Origin of the sequence: Paraburkholderia sp. BL18I3N2, assembly GCF_003001875.1 — a bacterium.
Lineage (GTDB): Bacteria > Pseudomonadota > Gammaproteobacteria > Burkholderiales > Burkholderiaceae > Paraburkholderia > Paraburkholderia phytofirmans.
In genome coordinates, this window is record NZ_PVNC01000006.1 from 35,351 (window position 1) to 51,367 (window position 16,017).

Genomic DNA, 16,017 nt, shown 5'->3' on the forward strand with positions numbered 1-16,017 from the left:
CTTTTTTGCATCGCAACGCTTCCACTTGCTCTAACGCGACACGCCTCAAAGCTCCCCTCCGCACCCACCAAAGCCTTGCCCCATAGGGCTCCGGCGCCAGCCGGCCGGCATGCCCAAAAAAGGGGTGTCGCATTTCCACATGTGCCTGTCGCAAATAGTCGGCTAGCGATACTTTTTTCTGGCAACTATGTATGCACAGCGCGGACGGGCGTTTGTCACCGCAACAACTATCTTGCATGGGGCCGAAGTAAGTGCTTTTGGCTGTCGTCTTGCAAAAGCGCTTACTCCGGTCGAAGCGTTGCACGCGACCGCAGCGAGCGCTAAAGCGCTAACTCCGGTCGACATAGGAGAGTATTCAATGAATTCCCCCAAGGTCGTGGTCGAAGGGTTGTGCAAGGTGTTCGGCACCAACCCGAAACAGGCGATCGGCATGCTGGCAGGCGGCGCGACGAAAGAGGAAGTGTTCGCGCGCACCGGTCAGATTGTCGGCGTCCACAACGTATCGTTCGAAGTCAAGGAAGGCGAGATCTTCGTGTTGATGGGCCTGTCCGGCTCCGGCAAGTCGACGCTGATCCGCCTGATCAATCGCCTCGTCGAGCCGACGGCCGGCAAGGTGCTGATCGACGGCCGCGACGTGGCCAGCGTGCCGCGCTCCGAGCTGACGGCGCTGCGCCGCAAGGACATGAGCATGGTGTTCCAGTCCTTCGCGCTGATGCCGCAGCGCACCGTGCTGTCCAACGCGGCGTTCGGACTTGAAGTGGCGGGCGTGGGTCGCAAGGAGCGCGAGAAACGCGCGATGACCGTGCTCGAGCAGGTCGGCCTCGCGCCGTTCGCGCAGAAGCTGCCCGCGCAACTGTCGGGCGGCATGCAGCAGCGCGTGGGTCTCGCGCGGGCGCTGGCGGTCAACCCGTCGCTGATGATCATGGACGAGGCGTTCTCCGCCCTCGATCCGCTCAAGCGCAAGGAAATGCAGAACGTGCTGCTCGATCTGCAACGCGAACAGCAGCGCACCATCCTGTTCGTGTCGCACGATCTGGAAGAGGCGATGCGCATCGGCACCCGTATCGCGATCATGGAAGGCGGCCGGGTCGTGCAGGTCGGCACGCCGCAGCAGATCATCACCAATCCCGCCGACGATTACGTGCGCGCCTTCTTCGAAGGCATCGACACCAGCCGTTATCTGACCGCCGGCGATCTGATGCAGACCGACGCCGTGCCGCTCATGCAGCACTCGCCGCAGATCGACGCATCGAGCGTGGCCGCCACGCTCAACGGCAGCGCCGACTACGCGTTCGTGCTGGACAGCGAGCGCAAGATTCGCGGCTTCGTATGCCGCGACGCGATGGGCAGCGCCTCGCCGCAGGTCAACCAGATCGAATGCATCCGCCGCACCACGCCGCTCGACGATGTGGTCGAACTCGTGGTGGCGAGCCGCGCGCCGCTGCCGGTCGTCGAAGCCGACGGTTCTTACTGTGGTTCGGTCAACAAGACGAACGTGCTGAACGTTCTCACGCGCCATCGGAGTTCCCATGTCTGAAGTCATTCCACTTGGCGCCTGGGTCGATCACGGCGTTCACTACCTGCTCGACCACGACGCAAAAACTTTCGATTCGATCGGCAAGGTGATCGAGAGCTTTGCCGCGGTGATCGAACACGGCTTGCAAGCAGTGCCGATGTGGGCACTCATGGCGTTCTTCGTCGGCGTCGGGCTATGGCGGGTGGGCTGGCGTTTCGCGCTGTTCACGCTGCTCGCCATGCTGCTGATCTACGGCACCGGGTTCTGGGACCAGATGGTGATCACGCTCGGCCTGACCTTGTCGTCGACGTTGATCAGTCTGCTGCTTGGCGTGCCGCTCGGCATCTGGACCGCGAAGAGCCGTACCGTCGAGATGATCGTGCGCCCCGTGCTGGACTTGATGCAGACCATGCCGGCGTTCGTCTACCTGATTCCGGCCGCGATGCTGTTCGGTCTCGGCCGCGTGCCGGGGATTCTCTCCACGGTGATTTTTGCCATGCCGCCGGCGGTGCGTCTCACGTCGCTCGGCATCAAGCATGTGAACCGGGAAATCGTCGAAGCAGGGCAGGCGTTCGGCTGCACGCCGTTGCAGCTGCTCTACAAGGTGCAGTTTCCGAATGCGCTGCCGTCCATCATGACCGGCGTCAACCAGACCATCATGATGGCGCTCTCCATGGTGATCATCGCGTCGATGGTGGGCGCGGGCGGTCTCGGCAACGACGTGCTGGCCAGTATCCAGCGGCTCGACATCGGGCTCGGTTTTGAAAGCGGACTGTCGGTGGTGATGCTCGCGATCATTCTGGACCGCATCACGGAAAGCTTCGGCCGTTCGCCGGGCACGGCGCGCGCGCCGCTGCTGTCGGGCTTGCGCAGCGTCATGAAAGTGCGCCGCGAGCCGGCTGCGCAACACGGCTGAGCCGCCTATGAAGCGCGACGCGCTGCTCACGCCTGTCGAGCCCGAGGCCGATTCGCCGCTGTCCGGGCTCGCGCACGTCGGTTTTCTGACGCTGCCGAACTTTTCGATGATCGCGTTCACCAGCGCGGTCGAGGTACTGCGCATGGCCAACTACGTGGGCCGCGCGCAGCACTACCGGTGGTCGGTGATTACGCCGGACGGCGAGCCCGCGCGAGCGAGCAACGGCATCACGGTGAAGCCCACCACGACGCTCGCTGAAGCCGGCATGCCGGATGTGCTGATAGTCTGCGCCGGCTGGCACGTGCGAGATTACGTGGACGACACGGTGATCGCGCTGCTGCGCGAAGTCGCGAAAAAGGGCGTACCGCTCGGCGGTATTTGCACGGGACCGTTTGCATTGCTGGCCGCGGGCCTTCTCGACGGCTATCGCTGCACCGTGCATTGGGAAGACATGTCGCCGTTGCACAAGAGCTACCCGCACGTGCGTTTCGCCGACGAACTGTTCGTGATCGACCGCGATCGCATGACTTGCACCGGCGGCACCGCGCCGCTCGACCTGATGCTGAAACTGGTGGGCATGCGGCTGGGTCATGCGGTGGCGGCGCAGGTGTCCGAGCAGTTCATCGTCGAACGGATTCGCGGCTCGACCGATTACCAGCATATTCCTGTCGACGCGCGGGTCGGTTTCTCGCGCGCGGAACTCGTCGAGGTGGTACGGCTGATGGAAGCGAATATCGAGGAGCCGTTATCGCTCGACGAACTCGCGCGGCTCGTGCATCTGTCGCAGCGGCATTTGCAGCGCATGTTCAAGATGTTCCTGAGCGTGTCGCCCACGCACTATTACCTGACGCTGCGATTGCGGCGCGCGCGCGAGTTGCTGCGTAATACGGATGCCTCGATTGCGCGCGTGACGACCGTGTGCGGTTTTCATTCGGCGTGTCATTTCAGCAAGGCGTATCGCGCGCAGTTCGGTCATGCGCCGAGCGTCGAGCGGCGCTTGTCCGCTTAGTGGTCGCTCATTGTCCGCTTAGTGTCCGCGTAATGAGCGGCGTAAAACAATCCGCTTCATCCAATCCAGTCAAACATCAATCACCCTGAGGGAAAGCCATGAAACGTTTGTGGGCTGCGTCGTTGTGCGCGCTGTCTGTGTCGTCTGTGTTGGCCGCGGAACCTGCCACTTGCCGCGACGTGCGATTCGCCGACGTCGGCTGGACCGATATCGCGGCGACTACCGGCCTGGCGTCGACCGTGCTCGAAGGGCTCGGCTACAAGCCGACCAAGACGATCGCTTCGGTGCCGATCACGTTCGCCGGCGTGAAGAGCAAGCAGATCGACGTGTTCCTCGGCTACTGGTCGCCGACCATGGACCCGATGATCGACCCGTTCAGGAAGTCCGGCCAGCTCAGCGTGTTGCCGACGCCGAATCTGACCGGCGCGAAATACACGCTTGCGGTGCCGGATTACGCGTATCAGTCCGGCATCAAGACGTTCGCCGACATCGCGAAGAATTACGACAAGCTCGACGGCAAGATCTACGGGATCGAGCCGGGCAACGACGGCAATGCGTTGATCAAGAAGATGATCGACACCAATCAATATGGGCTCGGCAAGTTCAAGCTGGTGGAATCGAGCGAGGCGGGCATGCTGGTCGAGGTGAACCGCGCGATGCGCGACAAGAAGCCGATCGTGTTTCTCGGCTGGGAGCCGCACCCGATGAACGTGCAGATGAAGATCGATTATCTGTCCGGCGGCGATGCGGTGTTCGGGCCGAACTATGGCGAAGCTAAAGTGCTGACGGTCACGCCGAGCGACTATTCGACGCGCTGCCCGAACGTCGCGAAGCTGGTGTCGAATCTGCAATTCACGACCGATATCGAGAATCACGTGATGCTGCCGATCATGAATAAAACCGATCCGAACAAGGCCGCGCGCGAATGGCTGAAGGCGAATCCGGCGGTGCTGGACAAGTGGCTGGCGGGGGTGAAGACGTATGACGGGAAGGATGGGTTGCCGGCTGTGAAGGCGTACGTGGCGGGGAAGTGAAACGGGATATTTAGAACGCGGCGACTAGGCGGCTCTCCCTCGCGGAGGCCCCTAACGTCGCTTCGTTTTCTTCCGGCGCGAACAACTCTGCACTCTACTGACATTCTTGTGTGTTGATATCGGATCAGGCATTTCCGCAGTGCGGTTCGATGTCGTCTGACAGCTGCGATTCGAAGTTCCTACGACGTACGTCAGTGCTTGTCGCTTGCGGCAAAGTTAGTGCAAGGTTGCCGTAATTTTAAGAGTTGTCGGATTTTTCGTTTGTTGCAGTCCCTATAGGGTGCTTGGGCTTTAACCAGGTACAACGAATAGGGACAACCATGATAAGAAACAGAATTAAAGAGAGTCCGGCCCGAATGGCGGCGCACCTGCTCGCCGCATTCATGCTGCTCATGATGGCGTTCGGAGCGAACGCGGCTGATTGCAATGCGGTATGGGCGGCCACCGGCGCAAAGCCAGGTTCGTCCAGTTGCAGGTGGGATGCTTACTCTGGCGTACCAGGCGGCATGCAGTACTACAACTGCGTGAGTTTGCCGCTTATCGACGCGTGGTGCGCGACACCGGCGGATGATCAGCCTGAGGCCAGTTGTCCGGTTGCTGACCCGGTATATCCCGGCAGCGGAGCAGTCACGTTGACGGAGGCCGACTTTGTCAGCGGCGACGAGATTCCGATGCTTTTCGCGCGAACGTATCGTTCAAAGTCGCTGATAGCATCGGCGACGGCGATGGGGCCGGTCTGGTTCCATAGCTGGCAGCGTAACCTCGGACTAACGAATGCCAATAACGGCAGCACGTCAACGGTGCTGGCCTATCGGCAGAGTGGTGAGCCAATTACTTTCGTCTGGTCGGCTGGTACCTGGCGCACCAAGGCCTTCACTGGATTGGCGCTGGCGCAGAACGATTCTGGATGGACACTCACCGACCTCAGCACAGAGACCGTTGAATCGTACTCCGGCCAAGGCGTGCTGCTGGCTGAACGCACGAAGACAGGTTTTGTTCGCACGCTGAGCTATGACGGTTCGGGTCTGCTGACCACTGTTACGCAGCATGCCGAAGGCACGGACGCCAACAAGGACATCGCGCTTCGGCTTGACTACGACGATAAGCGTCGTCTGTCGCGTCTCAATGATCCATTAGGTGGCCTGACCCAGTACGGGTACGACGCGAACGGCAATCTTGTTTCGGTCACGTGGCCGGATGGATATGTGCGCCGCTACGTCTACGACGACACGCGGTTCAAGAACGCATTGACTGGAGAGATCGACGAGTCGGGCAACCGCATTGCGACGTGGAGCTACGATGCTCAAGGTCGTGCGGTGGCGGTGAGTCATCCCAATGCTGGACAGAACGTGCAGTTGGCCTATAACGCGGGCTCGACGGTTATCACCGGTGGCAAAGGTTCTACCACGCTGAGTTTGTCGTCGATCGGCGGCATGCTCCGGCCTACCGGGAGCGCCTCGACCGAGGGCAATACGAACTCGGGGTGGGATGCATCAGGCAATTTGCTGAAAGACACTGACGCCAGCGGTGGCACGTCTGAATACAGCTACGACGATACAGGGCGGCCGGTTCGGGCAACGGTGAAGAGCACGAGCGGCACATCGATCACGACGATCCGTTACTACGACGCGAGCGGTCTGCGTCCGTCGATGATCGCATCGCCAAGGTTGATCCAGTCTTTCGTGTATGACGCGAACGGCAATGTCACAGGGATAAGTGAGACGCCGACTACCGACGCGACGGGCTCCAGCGCTTTCGATGCAACGAAGGCCGATGGGGTGACTACCGCGTACGGCATGACCTACGACGCCGACAACCGGCTTGCGTTTGTGATGCAACTGGCGGACGGAAAGTCCGCGGCTCAGTGGAAGGTCAATCGTGACTCAACGGGTAATGTGTTCGCCATTATCGCGCTAGGAGACATCCCACAAGCGACGGAGTTCATCTCGCGCGACGCGGCACACCGTGTCCAGTACGGCTATAACCCAACGGGCGATTTTTATCTCCGTTATGACCGGCGCGGACGCATCGACAACTTCAAGTTCAATGAATATGCGAGTCCGGCGAACGGCGGAATTCGACGCGTGTTCAAGGCGAGATTCGGCTACTCGCCAGACGGACGGGTTTTATCGCGCACAGGTACGGTTGCGAACGACGGCAGCGTTCTTGACCTGAACGATGGCACGGACATTCCGGTCTCCAGCGACGAAACCAATCAATGGATCGATAACTATAACTATGGTGACTCGCCGGTCGGGCCACCTGCGAATCTTCAGGGCGCGCGTCGACTGCTGGGGGATAACTTCCTGGGCGCGTCAACCGTTTGCAGCGGCTGTCATTTTTCGGCCGGGCTGATCGACGGCACGGTCCGCGGTATCGCGATGGTCTATCGGCTGTTGCAGAACCCGGTTGTGCGCTATGGCATCGGTCAGGGCGCCAGAAAAGCTGCCGAGAACTGGGATCGCATCAAGCAGATGTGCAAGCCCGCTGCGGAGACGGAGGTGGATGGGATTTCGCCGGGGCGGATCACTTCGGAATACACTGATATCACAATCGGTAAGAGTGTGCGAAACATTCAAACCGATATAGGGAAAGCTGAATTTGAAGCCAACCTTGTGGAGAGTGGCTATGCGCAGACTGTTAGTAAAGATGGAAGGACTGATATCCTTACAAAGGGCGAAATTAAATATACAGTGCGGGAGCATTCAAATACGGGCGTTCCTACAGCCGAATATTTCCCTTCTGGTGCCGAAAAGGCGACCGTTAAAATCCGCCTGGAAAAATAATGAGTAAGTTGGATTTCATTCGAGACGAAGTACAGTTCCGGACGTATTTCGATCGTGCCAAAGCAGAGATTCGCTTACTCGCGGGCAAGCCACGCGACGAGTTGCTGTACTTCGATCCTATCGATATCGCGACACAGAAATTCTACGATCTTTTACAGGCGTTGCTCGCTTTTCAGAGTAATACCGAGTTTGTGACGCTGATTTTGAATCCCGATCCGTTCGACTACTTCCACCATCATTTTGGAAAGTATCCGGGCTTCATTCATCGTGGCGAGAACTCGGATGATGAGTTCTTTCATTTTATGATGGAGGATCCGGGTGGAAGTCCCGCAGACGCGCTTGGTGTGAATCATCAGCACTATGCCATCATGCCAGTTGATGGTGACTGGATCGCTTTTGGCGATCAATCATGGGACGTTGGCGTCTTTTATGGCCCAGCCAATATCATGGAGTGTGCGAAGAACTTCTATCCTTTTTTTCTACAACCGCCAGAGCGCTTCAGAATAGACCTGTAGTCAATTTACTTACGGGATGGGCCGGGGACGTTACGTGTGCGTCAATATTCCGGCTCGCTGCTTTAGTCCTCAAGCTTGCCGGCCGTTTGAACCCTGTCATTCGGCTGGCAAAGTCTTGGCGGGTCGCATCACCAACCTCAAATCGCCTGCGCCCGCCCCGGAAACGTCTCGTCAAAATCCCCACTATCCTCAGCTTCCGCCGCCGTGCCGCGCTGCTCGCGATACATCATCGGCGGCAGACCGAATTGTTTGCGGAATTCCCGCCCCAGATGCGAAGCATCGGAAAACCCGCAACTCGAAGCAATATCCGCCACCGTCTTATCCGAACTCGTCAACAACCACGCGGCCGTGCGCAACCGCACCTGCTTCGCATAGGCCTGCGGCGCCTTGCCCGTTTCCGCCTTGAAAAGCCGCTCCAACTGACGCGGCGAAAGATCGAGTTTCCCCGCAAGTTCATCGAGCGACAGCGAACGCCCCACATGCTGCTCCATCAGTAGAATCGCGCGCTTGACCTTCGGATGCGTGGCGGGCGCGAGCCCCGGCGGATGCGGCTGCGGCGCGTTGCCTTTCTGCATGTCGTCGACGAGCAGAATGCGCAGCGCCTTCTGCACCGTGGCGGTTTCGAAGTGACGCAACAGGATCGCGGCGGCCACGTCGATCGACGCGCGTCCGCCGGAACACGTAATGCGCCGGCGGTCGATCACGAACAGCCGGTCGGCGATCAGCGCTTCCTCGTTCACCGACGGAAAGCGCTCGATGAAATCCCAGTAGTGAAACCAGCTCACGCAGATGCGGTAACCGTCGAGCACGCCCGCGCGCATCAGCGAAAACACGCCCGTGCACATGCCGACGAGCGTCGCATCGGTGGCGGCGGCGCGCCGGATAAAGGCGAGCGTGGCGTCGTTCGCGGCCGGCCCGGAATGCAGGAGGCCGCCCACCACTACGACGTAATCGAACGGCTCGGCGGTGTCGAACGTCTCCCACGGCGTGATCTGGATGCCGCAACTCGCGCGCACCGGAGCAAGGGTTTCCCCTATCACGCTCCACGAACAGCGCACGGGCTTGCTGAAATCGCCTTCGTCCGCGGACAGGCGCAGCAGGTCGACGAAGCCCGAAAACGCGGTCAGCGTGAAGTTCGGCAACAGGATGATGCCGAAGCGGATGCGCTGCTTCGAAGTGCCGTCGATCGATTGAGGGGGAAGCGGTTCAGCGGAATTCATGCATGCAGCCAGCAAGGGAAAGGGTTGGATCAAGCATAGCACCGGGGACCGGACGCGCTGTCGCGCTCGGTGAAGGTGAAGGCGTGCCGTCAGCATCGCGAGCCGTACCGCCGGCGCCTGTCGCAAATGCGTCAGAAGTCTTCGCAAATACGCCGCGGACCTTTGCCGGCGCGGCCATTGACGCCACTATCCCACTGCCATGCCGTTTTTATTCTATCGGTTCAATTTGACCTGCGGTGCAATAGAGGCCAATCCACCCAAGGCATCGCAACTCACAAGGCACGCCATGAACGTCAGCGTCTTCGATCTGTTCAAGATCGGTATCGGTCCTTCAAGCTCGCACACCGTGGGGCCGATGATCGCTGCATGCCGCTTCGCTTCGCATATCGAAGACGCCAATCTGCTCGGCTTCGTGCGCGGCGTGAAGGTCGACCTGTTCGGCTCGCTCGGCGCGACCGGCAAGGGGCACGGCACGGACAAAGCGGTGCTGTTGGGACTCGAAGGCAATCTGCCCGATTCCATTGACCCGGACCTGATCGAGCCGCGCCTGCAAGCGATCCGCGCGACGAAACAACTGGTGCTGCTCGGCAAGCACCCCATCAAATTCGACGAGCGCGAGCATCTGGGCTTTTTCCGCAAGCTGATGCCGGGCGCACCGGGTTCGGGCATCGTGCATCCGAACGGCATGCGCTTTCAGGCTTTCGACGAAAACGGCCAACTGCTGGTGGAGAAGGAGTATTACTCGATCGGCGGCGGCTTCGTGGTGAATCGCGAGGGCGATCGCGTGAACGGCGTGCGCGCCGGCGCCGAAGTGCCGTATCCGTTTCGTACCGGCGACGATCTGATGCGCGTCTGCCGCGAAACCGGATTGTCGATCGCGCAGATCACGTTGCGCAACGAATGCGCGGCGCGTCCCGAGCAGGAAGTGCGCGAAGGCTTGCTGGCGATCTGGCGCACCATGTCGGCGTGCGTCGAACGCGGCTGCAAGGTGCGCGGCGAGTTGCCCGGTCCGATGCACGTGAAGCGCCGCGCGGCCGATCTGTGCGGACAGTTGCGTTCGCGCTCGGAAGAGTCGCTGCGCGATCCGCTCTCCATGCTCGACTGGGTCAACCTCTACGCGATGGCCGTCAACGAAGAGAATGCGGCGGGCGGGCGCGTCGTCACCGCGCCGACCAACGGCGCCGCCGGCGTGATTCCCGCGGTGCTGCACTACTACGTGAAGTTCATGCACGCGTCGAACGACGAGGGCATCGTCAACTTTCTGCTGACGGCGGCGGCGATCGGCATCATCTATAAAGAAACGGCGTCGATCTCCGGCGCCGAAGTGGGCTGCCAGGGCGAAGTGGGCGTGGCCTGCTCGATGGCCGCCGCGGCGCTCGCCGCCGTGATGGGCGGCACGCCGACGCAAGTCGAAAACGCCGCCGAAATCGGCATGGAACACAACCTCGGCATGACCTGCGACCCGGTCGGCGGGCTCGTGCAGATTCCGTGCATCGAACGCAATGCGATGGGCGCGATCAAGGCACTGAACGCCGCGCGCATGGCGATGAAGGGCGACGGCCAGCATTACGTGTCGCTCGACAACGTGATCAAGACAATGCGCGAAACCGGCGCCGATATGAAGACGAAATACAAGGAGACGTCGCGCGGCGGGTTGGCCGTGAACGTCATCGAGTGTTGAATCCCGTTTTATCAAACACGAAACACCAGCAAAGACAGCACCAACAAGGACCCACGATGAGCCGCTATTCGATATTCAGCCTGTTGCGCAACGGGATGTCGTATCACGAGAACTGGGAGCGACAGTGGAAGAGCCCCGAGCCCAAACGTGAATACGACGTCGTGATCGTCGGCGGCGGCGGGCATGGTCTTGCCACCGCGTATTACCTCGCCAAGGAACACGGCGTGCGCAATGTCGCCGTGCTGGAGAAGGGCTGGATCGGCGGCGGCAATACGGCGCGCAACACGACCATCGTGCGCTCGAACTATCTGTGGGACGAGTCGGCTGCGCTCTATGAGAAAGCGATGAAGCTGTGGGAAGGGCTCTCGCAGGACCTGAACTACAACGTCATGTTCAGCCAGCGCGGCGTGATGAACCTCGCGCATACGTTGCAGGACGTGCGCGACACCGAGCGCCGCGTGAATGCGAACCGGCTGAACGGCGTCGACGCCGAGTTCCTCACGCCAGCGCAGATCAAGGAAATCGAGCCAACCATCAACTTGAACAGCCGCTATCCGGTGCTCGGCGCCTCGATTCAGCGGCGCGGCGGCGTGGCGCGTCACGATGCGGTGGCCTGGGGCTTCGCGCGCGGCGCGGATCAGGCCGGCGTCGATATCGTGCAGAACTGCCAGGTCACGGGCATTCGCCGCAACGGCAGTCAGGTGGTCGGCGTGGACACCACGAAGGGTTTCATCAAGGCGAAGAAAGTCGCGATCGTCGCGGCGGGCAATACCTCGACGCTCGCCGACATGGCCGGCGTGCGGCTGCCGCTGGAGAGCCATCCGTTGCAGGCGCTGGTGTCGGAACCGATCAAGCCGGTGGTCAACACGGTGGTGATGTCGAACGCGGTGCACGCGTATATCAGCCAGTCCGACAAGGGCGATCTGGTGATCGGCGCGGGCGTGGACCAGTACACGGGTTTCGGTCAGCGCGGCAGTTTCCAGATTATCGAAGGCACGCTCGAAGCGATCGTCGAAATGTTCCCGGTGTTCTCACGGGTGCGGATGAACCGCCAGTGGGGCGGCATCGTGGACGTCTCGCCGGATGCGTGCCCGATCATCAGCAAGACCGACGTGAAGGGGCTGTACTTCAATTGCGGTTGGGGCACGGGCGGCTTCAAGGCGACGCCGGGTTCCGGATGGGCGTACGCGCACACCATTGCGAAGGATGAGCCGCATGCGCTGAACGCGCCTTTCTCGCTGGACCGTTTCTATACCGGCCACCTGATCGATGAACACGGCGCCGCCGCTGTTGCCCACTAACGTCACGCACTGGGACGAGGACAAAGAAATGCTATTGATCGAATGCCCGTGGTGCGGGCCCCGCGCCGAAACCGAATTTTCATGCGGCGGCGAAGCGGACATTGCCCGTCCGCTCGACACCGAGAAACTCACCGACCGCGAATGGGGCGACTACCTGTTCATGCGCAAGAACCCGCGCGGCGTGCATCGCGAGCAATGGATGCACACGCAAGGCTGCCGTCGCTGGTTCAAGGCGCAACGCGATACGGTGAGCTACGAGATCCAGGGCTACGAGACGTTCGAGCGTCCGTTGCTCGCCATGGATAGCGCTGAGGCTAACACGCAAAACACGGCACAAAACAAGGCACAAAACACGGCACAAAACACGGCACAAGAGGGCAAGGCATCATGAGCCAGAAAGACCGACTCCCTAACGGCGGCCGCATCAATCGCGCAATGCCGCTGACGTTCACCTTCAACGGCCGCCAGTACCAGGGCTATCAGGGCGACACGCTGGCTTCGGCGCTGCTCGCGAACGGCGAGCATTTCGTCGCGCGCAGCTGGAAATATCACCGGCCGCGCGGCATCGTCACGGCGGGTGTGGAAGAGCCGAATGCGGTCGTGCAACTCGAAACCGGCGCGTACACGGTGCCGAATGCGCGCGCGACCGAAGTCGAGTTGTATCAGGGCCTGGTGGCCACCAGCGTGAACGCGAAGCCGAGCATCGAGAAAGACCGCATGGCGGTCAACCAGAAGTTCGCGCGCTTCATTCCGGCCGGCTTCTACTACAAGACCTTCATGTGGCCGCGCAAGTTCTGGCCGAAGTACGAAGAAGTGATCCGCGACGCCGCCGGTCTCGGCAAGGCGCCGGAACATACCGACGCGGATCGCTACGACAAGTGCTTTGCGCATTGCGACGTGCTGGTGGTGGGCGGTGGCCCGACCGGCCTCGCGGCCGCGCATGCCGCCGCGTTGTCCGGCGCGCGCGTGACGCTGGTCGACGATCAGCCGGAACTCGGCGGCTCGCTGCTCTCGTGCCGCGCGGAGATCGACGGCAAGCCCGCGCTCCAGTGGGTGCAGAAGATCGAAGACGAATTGCGGCAGATGCCCGAAGTGAAGATCCTGTGCCGCAGCACGGCATTCGGCTATCAGGACCACAATCTCGTGACGGTGACGCAGCGGCTCACTGAACATTTGCCGGTGTCGCAGCGCAAGGGCACGCGCGAACTGATGTGGAAGATCCGCGCGAAACGCGTGATTCTCGCGACCGGCGCGCACGAGCGTCCTATCGTGTTCGGCAACAACGATCTGCCGGGCGTGATGCTGGCGTCGGCCGTGTCGACGTATCTGCATCGCTATGCGGTGCTGCCGGGCCGCAACGCGGTGGTGTTCACCAATAACGACGACGGTTATCAATGTGCGCTCGATCTGAAAGCAGCCGGCGCTCAGGTGACGGTGGTGGATCCGCGCGCGAGCGAATCGAAGGGCACGCTGCCCGCTTTGGCACGCCGCTGTGGCGTCAAGGTGTTGAACGGTGTCGTGATCACGGCGGCGCACGGCAAACTGCGCGTGGCGTCGGTGGACCTCGCGCCGTATTCGAACGGACAGGTCGGCGCGAAGCAGAGCGAGCTTGCCTGCGATCTGCTCGCGATGTCCGGCGGTTGGAGCCCGGTGTTGCATCTGTTCGCGCAATCGGGCGGCAAGGCGCACTGGCATGACGAGAAGGCGTGCTTCGTGCCGGGCAAGGCGATGCAGCCGGAAACCAGCGTCGGCGCATGCGCGGGCGACTTCAGGCTCGGCCAGGGCATCCGTTTCGCGATGGACGCGGGCGCCGAAGCCGCGCGCGCGGCCGGTCATATCGTGGCTCGGCCCAATCCGGTTCAGGTCGCCGAGATCACGGAAGCGAAGATGCAGCCGCTGTGGCTGGTCGGCGGCCGCGAGATGGCCACGCGCGGGCCGAAGCAGTTCATCGATTTCCAGAACGACGTGTCGGCCGCGGATATTTTCCTCGCGGCGCGCGAGGGCTTCGAATCGGTCGAGCACGTAAAGCGCTATACGGCGATGGGTTTCGGCACCGACCAGGGCAAGCTCGGCAACATCAACGGCATGGCGATTCTCGCGCAGGCGCTCGGCAAGACGATTCCCGAGACCGGCACCACGACCTTCCGTCCGAACTACACGCCCGTCACCTTCGGCACGTTCGCCGGCCGCGAGCTGGGTGAGTTTCTCGATCCGGTGCGCAAGACGGCGGTGCACGAATGGCATGTGGAAAACGGCGCGGCTTTCGAGGACGTCGGCAACTGGAAGCGTCCGTGGTACTACCCGAAAGCGGGCGAAGACCTGCACGCGGCTGTGGCGCGTGAATCGCTCGCGGTGCGCACGAGCGTCGGCATTCTCGATGCTTCCACGCTCGGCAAGATCGACATTCAGGGCCCCGATTCGGCGAAGCTCCTGAACTGGGTCTACACGAATCCGTGGAGCAAGCTGGAAGTCGGCAAGTGCCGCTACGGTCTGATGCTCGACGAAAACGGCATGATCTTCGACGACGGCGTGACCGTGCGCCTCGCCGACCAGCACTACATGATGACGACCACCACCGGCGGCGCGGCGCGCGTGCTGACGTGGCTCGAACGCTGGCTGCAAACCGAATGGCCGGACATGCGCGTGCGGCTCGCGTCGGTGACGGATCATTGGGCGACTTTTGCCGTGGTCGGTCCGAACAGCCGCAAGGTACTGCAGAAGGTCTGCCAGGACATCGACTTCGCGAACGCGGCGTTCCCGTTCATGAGCTATCGCGAAGGCACGGTGGCGGGCGCGGCTTCGCGTGTGATGCGCATCAGCTTCTCGGGCGAACTGGCTTATGAAGTGAACGTGCCGGCGAACGTCGGGCGCGCGGTGTGGGAAGCGCTGATGGCCGCGGGTGCCGAGTTCGACATCACGCCGTACGGCACCGAAACGATGCACGTGCTGCGCGCGGAGAAGGGCTACATCATCGTCGGCCAGGATACGGACGGCTCGATGACGCCGTACGACCTCGGCATGGGCGGGCTCGTCGCGAAGTCGAAGGACTTTCTCGGCAAGCGTTCGCTGACGCGCTCGGACACCGCGAAGGCAGGGCGCAAGCAACTGGTCGGCCTGCTCTCGGACGATCCGTCGTTCGTGATACCGGAAGGCTCGCAGATCGTCGCGGGTCCGTTCCAGGGCGAGACGGCGGCGATGCTCGGCCACGTCACGTCGAGCTACTACAGCCCGATCCTGAAGCGTTCGATCGCGATGGCGGTCGTCAAGGGCGGTCTCGACAAGATCGGCGAAACGGTCACGATTCCGCTTTCGAGCGGCAAACAGATTGCAGCGAAGGTCACCAGTTCGGTGTTCTACGACAGCGAAGGAGCACGTCAACATGTGGAATGAAACGAGAGGGACGGCGTCGGTCGTGGATCGTGCTGTCGGCAAACAGACCGGCGTGTGGCAGGAGTCGCCGCTGGTAGGCACGGACGCGCTGCTGAAGAAGCATCAGGCGACGGGGGGCGCCGCGTTCAGATTGAACGAGCGGCCGTTTCTGGAGCTCGTGAACGTGCGCGGCGATACGCGTGACGCCGCGTTCGTGCGCGCCTTTGAAAGCGTGCTCGGTTGCCGTCCGCCTGAGAAGGCGAACACCGTGGCGCGCGGCAACGGCTACGACGTGATGTGGCTCGGCCCGGACGAGTGGCTGGTGCGCTCGGCCACGGCGCACGACGCGACGCGCACCGCGCCGTTGCAGGCGAAACTCGGCGCGGCCTTCGCGGGCGTGTTCGCTTCGGCGGTGGATATCGGCAGCGGCTACACGGTGCTCGAAATCAGCGGCACGCGCACGCGTGAAGTGCTGTCGCGCGGTTGCCCGCTCGATTTGCACCCCAAGCTGTTCGGCGAAGGGCAGTGCGCGCAGAGCCACTATTTCAAGGCATCGATGACGCTTCTGCCCACCGGTGCGAACAGTTTCGATATCGTCGTGCGCCGCAGCTTTGCGGACTACTTCGTGAAGATGATGCTCGACGCGGCCGAGCCGCTGATGTCGTAAGGC

12 protein-coding genes are annotated in these 16,017 nt (G+C 61.7%); 11 read left to right on the forward strand and 1 reads right to left on the reverse strand.

The features are described 5' to 3' along the window. Positions 1-358: 358 nt before the first annotated feature. The 6 genes from B0G75_RS17980 (at position 359) to B0G75_RS18005 (ending at position 7,776) form a co-directional block, all read left to right on the forward strand. Complete coding sequence (locus tag B0G75_RS17980) at positions 359-1,537, forward strand: glycine betaine/L-proline ABC transporter ATP-binding protein (protein ID WP_012426915.1); 1,179 nt, start codon at positions 359-361, stop codon at positions 1,535-1,537. Continuing rightward, complete coding sequence (choW, locus tag B0G75_RS17985; protein ID WP_106308142.1) at positions 1,530-2,432, forward strand: choline ABC transporter permease subunit; 903 nt, start codon at positions 1,530-1,532, stop codon at positions 2,430-2,432. The genes B0G75_RS17980 and choW overlap by 8 nt, the downstream gene beginning before the upstream one ends. Before the next feature lie 7 nt (positions 2,433-2,439). Beyond that, entirely contained in the window at positions 2,440-3,441 is a 1,002-nt protein-coding gene (locus B0G75_RS17990) for a GlxA family transcriptional regulator (RefSeq protein ID WP_106308145.1), read from the forward strand. 98 nt (positions 3,442-3,539) lie between these two features. Continuing rightward, entirely contained in the window at positions 3,540-4,475 is a 936-nt protein-coding gene (locus tag B0G75_RS17995; RefSeq protein WP_106308148.1) for a choline ABC transporter substrate-binding protein, read from the forward strand. A 356-nt stretch (positions 4,476-4,831) separates the two neighbouring features. Then, positions 4,832-7,261, forward strand: a complete 2,430-nt coding sequence (locus B0G75_RS18000) for a DUF6531 domain-containing protein (protein WP_258194542.1) — start codon at positions 4,832-4,834, stop codon at positions 7,259-7,261. Continuing rightward, positions 7,261-7,776: a hypothetical protein gene (locus B0G75_RS18005; RefSeq protein ID WP_106308154.1), complete on the forward strand. Its 516-nt coding sequence runs from the start codon at positions 7,261-7,263 to the stop codon at positions 7,774-7,776. Before B0G75_RS18000 ends, B0G75_RS18005 begins: the two co-directional genes overlap by 1 nt. 137 nt (positions 7,777-7,913) lie before the next feature. Here B0G75_RS18005 and B0G75_RS18010 read toward each other — a convergent pair whose 3' ends face one another. Beyond that, complete coding sequence (locus B0G75_RS18010; protein WP_106308157.1) at positions 7,914-8,996, reverse strand: GlxA family transcriptional regulator; 1,083 nt, start codon at positions 8,994-8,996, stop codon at positions 7,914-7,916. A 286-nt stretch (positions 8,997-9,282) separates the two neighbouring features. Here B0G75_RS18010 and B0G75_RS18015 point away from each other — a divergent pair, with 286 nt between their 5' ends. Genes B0G75_RS18015 through B0G75_RS18035 form a run of 5 tightly spaced genes read left to right on the forward strand, consistent with a single transcriptional unit; the run spans position 9,283 to position 16,014 of the window. Continuing rightward, positions 9,283-10,677, forward strand: a complete 1,395-nt coding sequence (locus B0G75_RS18015) for an L-serine ammonia-lyase (RefSeq protein ID WP_106308160.1) — start codon at positions 9,283-9,285, stop codon at positions 10,675-10,677. Between the two features lie 56 nt (positions 10,678-10,733). Continuing rightward, positions 10,734-11,978 carry a sarcosine oxidase subunit beta family protein gene (locus B0G75_RS18020; protein WP_095420732.1) on the forward strand — a complete coding sequence of 415 codons (1,245 nt, stop codon included), beginning with the start codon at positions 10,734-10,736 and terminating at the stop codon, positions 11,976-11,978. Between the two features lie 28 nt (positions 11,979-12,006). Then, complete coding sequence (locus B0G75_RS18025; protein WP_106309115.1) at positions 12,007-12,369, forward strand: sarcosine oxidase subunit delta; 363 nt, start codon at positions 12,007-12,009, stop codon at positions 12,367-12,369. Continuing rightward, complete coding sequence (locus B0G75_RS18030) at positions 12,366-15,368, forward strand: sarcosine oxidase subunit alpha family protein (protein WP_106308163.1); 3,003 nt, start codon at positions 12,366-12,368, stop codon at positions 15,366-15,368. Before B0G75_RS18025 ends, B0G75_RS18030 begins: the two co-directional genes overlap by 4 nt. After that, positions 15,358-16,014: a sarcosine oxidase subunit gamma gene (locus B0G75_RS18035; protein ID WP_106308166.1), complete on the forward strand. Its 657-nt coding sequence runs from the start codon at positions 15,358-15,360 to the stop codon at positions 16,012-16,014. The genes B0G75_RS18030 and B0G75_RS18035 overlap by 11 nt, the downstream gene beginning before the upstream one ends. Positions 16,015-16,017: the final 3 nt, after the last annotated feature.